The organism is Paenibacillus sp. LBL, assembly GCF_029893715.1.
Lineage (GTDB): Bacteria > Bacillota > Bacilli > Paenibacillales > Paenibacillaceae > Paenibacillus_AQ > Paenibacillus_AQ glucanolyticus.
Genome location: NZ_JARXYU010000021.1, coordinates 74,608 through 82,523, shown reverse-complemented (window position 1 = coordinate 82,523; position 7,916 = coordinate 74,608). Strand labels below are relative to the sequence as shown.

6 protein-coding genes and 1 pseudogene are annotated in these 7,916 nt (G+C 43.3%); 6 read left to right on the top strand and 1 reads right to left on the bottom strand.

Annotated elements, in window-relative coordinates:
- Positions 1 to 530: pseudogene (locus tag M2277_RS28045) on the bottom strand (hypothetical protein); the annotation flags it as partial.
- A gap of 522 nt (positions 531 to 1,052) precedes the next feature.
- Here M2277_RS28045 and gshAB point away from each other — a divergent pair.
- The 6 genes from gshAB (at position 1,053) to arsA (ending at position 7,896) form a co-directional block, all read left to right on the top strand.
- Positions 1,053 to 3,095, top strand: a complete 2,043-nt coding sequence (gene gshAB, locus M2277_RS28040; RefSeq protein WP_280756182.1) for a bifunctional glutamate--cysteine ligase GshA/glutathione synthetase GshB — start codon at positions 1,053 to 1,055, stop codon at positions 3,093 to 3,095.
- A 404-nt stretch (positions 3,096 to 3,499) separates the two neighbouring features.
- Entirely contained in the window at positions 3,500 to 3,823 is a 324-nt protein-coding gene (locus M2277_RS28035; protein ID WP_036638480.1) for an ArsR/SmtB family transcription factor, read from the top strand.
- A 120-nt stretch (positions 3,824 to 3,943) separates the two neighbouring features.
- Positions 3,944 to 5,239, top strand: coding sequence for an arsenical efflux pump membrane protein ArsB (locus M2277_RS28030; RefSeq protein WP_036638482.1), 1,296 nt, complete (start codon positions 3,944 to 3,946; stop codon positions 5,237 to 5,239).
- 27 nt (positions 5,240 to 5,266) lie between these two features.
- The gene (gene arsC / locus M2277_RS28025) at positions 5,267 to 5,686 is read left to right on the top strand and encodes an arsenate reductase (thioredoxin) (protein ID WP_028407113.1); all 420 of its coding nucleotides are present in this window, start codon (positions 5,267 to 5,269) and stop codon (positions 5,684 to 5,686) included.
- Between the two features lie 63 nt (positions 5,687 to 5,749).
- The gene (gene arsD, locus M2277_RS28020) at positions 5,750 to 6,109 is read left to right on the top strand and encodes an arsenite efflux transporter metallochaperone ArsD (RefSeq protein WP_036638485.1); all 360 of its coding nucleotides are present in this window, start codon (positions 5,750 to 5,752) and stop codon (positions 6,107 to 6,109) included.
- A 23-nt stretch (positions 6,110 to 6,132) separates the two neighbouring features.
- Positions 6,133 to 7,896, top strand: a complete 1,764-nt coding sequence (gene arsA, locus M2277_RS28015) for an arsenical pump-driving ATPase (RefSeq protein WP_036638834.1) — start codon at positions 6,133 to 6,135, stop codon at positions 7,894 to 7,896.
- Positions 7,897 to 7,916 lie beyond the last annotated feature (20 nt).

Here is a 7,916-nt window from a genome sequence, read left to right as displayed (position 1 = left end):
ACCGTTTCGTTAATGGTAGAGTCACTATCGGTATTAGAGGTATTGTTCGAGCCGCTTGTGCTTGTTAATGTGTCATTGACAGTAGCCGAACTATCGTTATCACTGGTGTTGGTTGCACCACTGGTGGAATTAACCGTTTCGTTAATGGTAGAGTCACTATCGGTATTAGTGGCGTTCGTTGCCGTACTTTGGTTATCGACTTTTTCGAAAATTTTCGAGTCGCTGTCGCTTTCCGAATGATTTTTAGCGCCACTTTCGCTTGTAAGTTGATCGTTAATGGTGGATCCGCTGTCGTTATCATTTGTGCTTGTGGCATTACTAATGGCATGAGCTTGGTTTTTAGCAAGGTTTTTAGCAAGGTTTTTAGCAAGGCTTTTGGCAATCGCCTTGTCGATCGCCTTGGCTAAGGAAATCGTCACTTTGACAGGCGGCTTGCGGTGTTTGTGTTTTTTACGATGACAGCTACACGCTGTTTGCTGGGAAGATTTTTTTTTGCAGGTTGTTTTTCTTTTTCTAAATTCCTTTGTCATTACTTCTATCCTCTCCTTTGATGGGGGTAGTTGACTACCCTTTAGTATATTTGCCTGCTATTAACTCGGAAACGGCGAATCTACCTATAAATTTTTGTCCATCTATCAAATACACAGAAAATGGGCAAAAAAAGACCTTGTCTCGCTCTCGGCAAGACAAGGTAAGGTCCATGACAAAGGAGGTGTAGCTACCCTATGTTTGATATATGCAGGAGGACGGGTTTTCGCTCCCCTTGCCCTGGACAGTCAACCGGGGTATTGCCAACAAAACGCGGAAAGCGTACGCTAAGAAACCTTGAAATTTATTAGCCTCAATCTATCCAAATGATTCCATCCAAAAGAAGCAAACCCTCCCTACTTTGCAAGGGCTAGGGGGATTACCAAGAATATAAAAGAGAAAAGAATCGGAAATAAGATCAACCTCAAATAGTCGGTGATTCCTTAAGTATAAGAAACGTTGGCTTTTTTATATAGAAAAATCCTTAGAGTATATTTTCGTCAAAATGTTGGATGGACCCCGAATTGGAAGGAGAGTATTTGTGGCCTAGTAGCAATCCTCCCATGCTTCCTGAAGAGAATGAAATACCTATTGCCAAAATGAGCGATCCCATCGCAGACGACTATCGAAATGAATTGGCGGATAAGTATGGTCGTAAAAGACAATTGTTAAGCGGAATTCATTATAATTTCTCGTTTGATGAGAAATTTCTTACAAAGCTATATGATACCCAGGGACGGCATAAAGACTTTAAGGAGTTCAAAGATGCGATTTATTTTAAAGTAGCCCGTAACTTGATGAGGTATCGATGGCTGCTCATTTATCTAACAGGAGCAAGTCCTGTTTTTGATAATACCTATATTGAGCAATGTGTTAACTTGGCGGATTCCCATGATAATAAAAGTTATTATTTTCCGATTATGAACTCACTTCGGAACAGTATGTGTGGCTATCGGAACGAAAAATCGTATTATGTTTCTTTTCATTCGGCCAAAGAGTATGTTCATGACTTAAACAGGCTGATTCAACAGAATGAATTACTGAGCGTAAAGGAATTTTACAGCCCCGTTCGCTTAAAAACCGCTAAGGGGATCAATCCGTGCCAAGAGCTTGTGGAAGATGGAGTAGCATACTTAGAGCTTCGATTTATGGATATTAATCCACTTCATAAGATTGGAATAAGTAAAGAAATGATGCACTTTATACATTTGTTTATTCTCTTTATGCTGCTTAAAGTAGATGAATCCTTCCATGAGGAAGACCAAAGGATAGCTGATGTAAACCAAGATCAGGTGATTATGGAGGGTATAAAAGGCTATTTAAACGAGCCTGAATATAGTCATTTCACGATGGAGGAAATGGCACTCGCTGTTATCGATGAGATGAAGGATATGGTGCAGCTTTTATTTCCTAAGAATGAGGATTATCAGCACATTCTGGACAGTGAAAAGCAAAAGATTCTTCATACTGAGTTGAATGTTGCATCTAGAGTGAAGTCCGAGATTCAAAAATCATCCTATCTGACATACCATTTGGAAAAAGCGAAAACATACGCTCAGAACAGTATTCAAAATGGATACCGTTTTGCAGGGTATGAGGATCTCGAATTATCAACTCAACTTCTCTTAAAGGCAGCGGTGAAACGAGGCATACGCTTTAAGTGGATGGATCGGGATGAGAATTTTGTATTACTATCAAAAGGTAATCATCAAGAGTATGTGAAGCAAGCAACGAAAACTTCCTTGGATTCCTATAGTACGGTGTTAATTATGGAAAATAAGGTGGTTACGAAAGAAGTTCTCAAACAACATGGAATTCGTGTACCGTCAGGGGAAGCGTTTCAGAGCTTGGATGAAGCAATGTCCACCTATGAAACATATCGCGGTACTCCCATTGTGATAAAGCCCAAATCAACCAATTTTGGGTTGGGCATTACGATCTTCAATCAAGATTATTCGAGAGAGGATATGAAAAAAGCGTTTGAAATCGCCTTTTCGCATGATCAAACGGTTCTTCTTGAAGAATTTATGACAGGAAAGGAATATCGCTTTCTGGTCATGGGGGATCAGGTTGTAGGGGTACTGCATCGTGTCCCTGCAAATGTCGTCGGTGACGGTATCCACACGATCGAACAGCTTGTTCATGAGAAGAATAAAGACCCACTTCGAGGTAAAGGGTATAAGACTCCCCTTGAGAAAATTCAGTTAGGGGAAGCAGAAGAGATGTTTTTGAAGAACCGAGGTATGAGTTGGAACGATATACCCCAGCTAGGGGAAGTTATCTATCTAAGAGAAAATTCGAACATTAGTACAGGTGGAGACAGTATCGATTTTACGGATGAAATGCCAAACAGCTATAAGGAACTTGCCATTCAATCAGCTAAAGCTGCAGGAGCGACTATATGTGGTGTGGATATGATGATTGATTCCTTAGAGGAAGAAGCAACCGATACCAATTACAGCATTATAGAAATCAACTTCAATCCAGCGATTCATATCCACTGCTACCCTTACATCGGAAAGAATAGAAAGGCAAATGAAAAGATTCTGGATTTACTGTTTGGTTAGTTCGATTACGGCTGTGTAAGTTGATTCCATCGGGGAAGGTGTCGCAGTAAACCAGGATGCTTAGACAAATCAAATGAATTGAATTGTGATTGACACAAGGTGATGATGAAAGAAGGGCGGGGGGAGACCTGCCCCCCCAAGAGAGGGCGGGATTCGGATATATAATTTGCTGATATAAGCGATAATGCATAAAGATTTTATAACCACATTCGTAGAAAACCTACTTGCGGTAAGAACCGAAGTATCGTTCAAGCCATCCCCACTGCAAGTAGGATGTGGTGTTGCTTAATGGGAAATTTTTGGAAGTTGCGTCTACACACTTGAAATCAAGCGCTCTTTCGATTAATATATAAGCATTAAATTATATGGTTATGATTTAACTTACAAGAATGGGGTGAATCATATTGGAGCAAATGAACGAAATTGCCGAAAAGCTAAAACTGCTTGGAGATAAAACAAGGCTTACTATGTTAACGCTTCTTAAACAAAAAGAATGGTGTGTTTGCGAATTCGTTGATATTTTCGACATGTCCCAGCCAGCGATTAGCCAGCACTTAAGAAAGCTTAAGTCTCAGGGGATTGTAAATGAAGCCCGTCGTGGCCAATGGGTTTTTTATTCCTTGAATGTTGATGATAAGCCATATATCCAAGCCGTGTTAAATGAGATGCCAAGTGCTCAAGAAGTACTCTCATCCATGAATAAGGAAGTTAACTGTGCTTGTGATTAACAGGAATATTTAGCAAATGGTTGAGTGATGCTAAAAATGATCTCTGTTTTTTATATAAGCATATAGTTATATATTGATTCTTGCTGTACTTAAGTCATCGCATAATTGGAGGTTTGAACATTGGTTTCTGTTGTCCTGGCTAGCATCATTTTTCTTGTTACCTTAGTTTTTGTCATTTGGCAGCCTAAAAATCTATCCATTGGATGGTCTGCCTGCGGTGGTGCTGTACTTGCACTGCTCGTTGGAGTCGTTGACTTTCAGGATGTATGGGATGTCACCCAAATCGTATGGAATGCAACGCTCGCCTTTGTCGCGATCATTATCATTTCATTGATCTTGGATAAAATCGGTTTGTTCGAGTGGGCCGCCTTACATATGGCGAATGCAGCTCGAGGAAACGGTATCCGGATGTTTGTGTATGTATCCGTTCTTGGAGCTGTTGTCGCTGCTTTTTTCGCAAACGACGGTGCGGCTCTAATCTTAACTCCGATTGTGCTTGCCATGGTACGAGCGCTGAATTTTGACGAGAAGAAGGTATTCCCTTTTATCATCGCAAGTGGTTTTATTGCGGACACAACTTCGCTGCCACTTGTAGTCAGCAACCTGGTGAATATCGTATCGGCCGATTTCTTCGGCATTACGTTTATCGAATACGCCAGTCGCATGTTGGTTCCCAATCTGTTCTCTTTAGTAGCCAGTATCTTTGTGCTTTATTTGTTTTTCCGCAAGAGCATCCCGCGTAAGTTCGATGGGACGCAGCTTAAACAACCCTCAACGGCAATACAAGATCCTAAGATGTTCCGTTTATCATGGATCGTATTAAGTGTGCTGCTGATCGGTTACTTTGTGTGTGAATTTGTGGGTATCCCCGTTTCGATCGTAGCTGGCGTTATCGCGATATTCTTCCTGCTGATGGCGAGAAAAAGTCCGGCTGTGCAAACCAAAGAAGTACTCAAAGGGGCTCCGTGGGCCATCGTATTTTTCTCGATCGGTATGTATGTTGTGGTCTATGGCTTACGTAACGCCGGTCTTACGGACCTTTTGGCAAGTGTCATACAGAGCGTAGCGGATCAAGGTCTGTTTGCTGCAACCATGGGGATGGGCTTCATTGCTGCGATTATTTCTTCCATCATGAACAATATGCCGACCGTCATGATTGATGCACTCGCCATCGATGCGACAAACACGTCGGCTGCCATTAAAGAGGCCTTAATTTATGCGAATGTGATTGGTTCCGATTTAGGTCCCAAAATTACACCGATTGGTTCACTAGCCACCTTGCTTTGGCTGCATGTCCTTTCGACCAAAGGCGTGAAGATCAGCTGGGGGACTTACTTTAAGACAGGGATTATATTGACCATCCCAACGTTATTTATAACCCTTTTAGGATTATATATCTGGCTAACCATACTTTAATTCAAGTGATAAGGGAGAGAAACGATTATGGAAAAAAAGACACTTTACTTCTTGTGCACAGGCAACTCTTGCCGCAGCCAAATGGCGGAAGGTTGGGCCAAAAAACATCTGGGTGATGATTGGAATGTCTACAGCGCCGGCATCGAAGCTCATGGCCTAAACCCGAATGCGGTCAAAGCAATGAACGAGGTAGGGATCGATATTTCGAACCAAACTTCGGATATCATTGATCCGGTGTTGTTGAATCAATCCGATTTGGTGGTCACCCTATGCGGTGATGCTGCCGATCGTTGTCCGATGACACCTCCTCATGTTCGCCGCGAGCACTGGGGATTTGACGATCCTGCCAAGGCTCAGGGTACCGACGAAGAAAAATGGGCTGTTTTTCAGCGCGTTCGCGATCAAATCGGCGAGCGTATTCAAAAGTTCGCTGAAACCGGCGAGTAATCAAATAGAACGTAGGAGCCGGGAACTTTTCTCGGCTTCCTTTATTACAGGAGGGAAACGACCATGATATCCATTGAAATTTATGATCCGGCCATGTGTTGTTCTACAGGAGTATGTGGGCCAAGCGTGGACCCTGAATTGATTCGCGTATCAACCGTTGTCCACAATCTAAAAAGCAAGGACATCGATGTTGCTCGTTATAACCTAGCAAGTGAGCCAGATGCATTTCTTACGAAACGTGTTGTCAATCAGCTGCTTACTGAACAAGGTCCGGAAGTTTTGCCGGTAGTTTTGTTAAACGGTCAGGTAACGAAAATCCAAGGCTATCCCTCAATGGAGGAATGGTGTGCTTGGACTGGATTGGCAGAGACGGACTTGGTGAAAAAACCGAAGTTGCGTATTGAGCTCAAAACGAAGCAATGACAGAAGGAAGTAGGTGCACAATGATGAGTAGATCATTTCATCCAAATGATATTCCACTAACGCCGTATCTCTTTTTTACGGGCAAAGGCGGAGTAGGAAAGACCTCTACCGCGAGCGCGACAGCCATATCCCTTGCAGATGCGGGTAAGCGAGTTTTGCTAGTCAGCACAGACCCGGCGTCGAATCTGCAAGACGTTTTCGGTATGACGTTATCCAATCATCCTGTTCAGATTCAAGGAGCGCCTAACCTGTATGTCGCCAATTTAGATCCGGAGACGGCAGCAAGTAAATATAAAGCACAGGTCGTTGATCCGTACCGCGGCAAACTTCCGGATACCGTGATTGCTTCGATGGAGGAACAACTTTCAGGTGCTTGTACGGTTGAAATTGCCGCCTTCAATGAGTTCTCCACCCTTTTGACCAATCAAGAGCTGAAAGCCGGCTTTGACCATATTCTTTTTGACACAGCGCCAACGGGGCATACGCTTCGGTTGTTGCAACTTCCTACCGCTTGGAGCGGATTTTTAGATGAAAGTACACACGGTGCTTCATGCTTAGGTCCATTAGCAGGATTGGAGTCGAAGAAGGAACTATATAGCAACGCACTGGCAACGCTGAATGACGAACAACAAACAACACTCGTGTTGGTGACGCGTCCAGATCGTTCACCGCTGTTGGAGGCTGCCCGTGCTTCATCCGAATTAAGAGAGACGGGAATGAATAATCAGATTCTTGTTATGAACGGCACTTTTGTTCTTCATTCAAACCCGGATCCCATTTCAGAAGCATTCTATAAACGCCAACAAATCGCGTTAGATGCGATGCCGGAGAACCTAAAGACCATTCTCCATTATGAGATACCTTTAGTTCCATATAACCTAACGGGACTAACCCATTTGCGTCAACTATTTTCACTCATAGAACAATCATTAAGCTCTGAAAACGTGGAACAGATTTCAGCACCACCATTAAGCACTCTCATTCGTGATATAGCATCATCCGGAGTACGTATTGTATTTACGATGGGAAAAGGGGGTGTCGGAAAGACAACCATCGCATCAGCTATTGCGGTTGGCTTAGCTGAACAGGGGCATCGAGTACATCTGAGTACAACCGATCCTGCCGCACATCTTAACCACATTTTAGATGAGGAAGGAAACAAACATTTATCGGTGAGTCGAGTCGACCCAAGAGTCGAACTGGAAAAGTACCGTAATGAAGTATTGAGCCAAAATGCCGATTCCTTAGATGAAGATGGTCTTGCTTATTTGGAAGAAGACTTACGATCTCCTTGTACAGAGGAGATTGCTGTCTTCAGAGCTTTTGCAGACTTGGTTGAGCGTTCACAGGATGAGATTGTCGTGATTGATACGGCTCCAACCGGACATACGCTGCTGCTTTTGGACGCAACTCAAGAGTACCATAAGGAAATTGAACGTTCTTCTGGAGAGATTCCTAATTCGGTGAAGCATCTTCTGCCGCGCCTGCGAAATCCTGAGGAGACCAGCGTAGTTATAGTTACTCTGGCAGAGGCCACGCCTTTTTACGAGGCTTCCCGATTGAACGAGGACTTGAAGCGAGCAAATATCCCTACAAAATGGTGGGCGATCAATCAGAGCTTCGCTGCAACGCAGACAACGGATCCGGTGTTACAAGGCCGAGCGAGTTCGGAGGCACAATGGATCTCACAAATCAAAGAAGCATCGGCAAACCACAGCGTGATTATTCCGTGGGAACCGGAGGAGATTAAGGGATACGATCGGCTCAAAAAACTGACGGAGAAGTAATGACAGGTAAGATTCTACTT

What these genes read in the sequence shown, in the direction of transcription:
- arsA (WP_036638834.1), top strand. Translation starts at nt 6,133, where the DNA reads ATGAGTAGATCATTTCATCCAAATGATATTCCACTAACGCCGTATCTC.
- arsD (WP_036638485.1), top strand. Translation starts at nt 5,750, where the DNA reads ATGATATCCATTGAAATTTATGATCCGGCCATGTGTTGTTCTACAGGA.
- arsC (WP_028407113.1), top strand. Translation starts at nt 5,267, where the DNA reads ATGGAAAAAAAGACACTTTACTTCTTGTGCACAGGCAACTCTTGCCGC.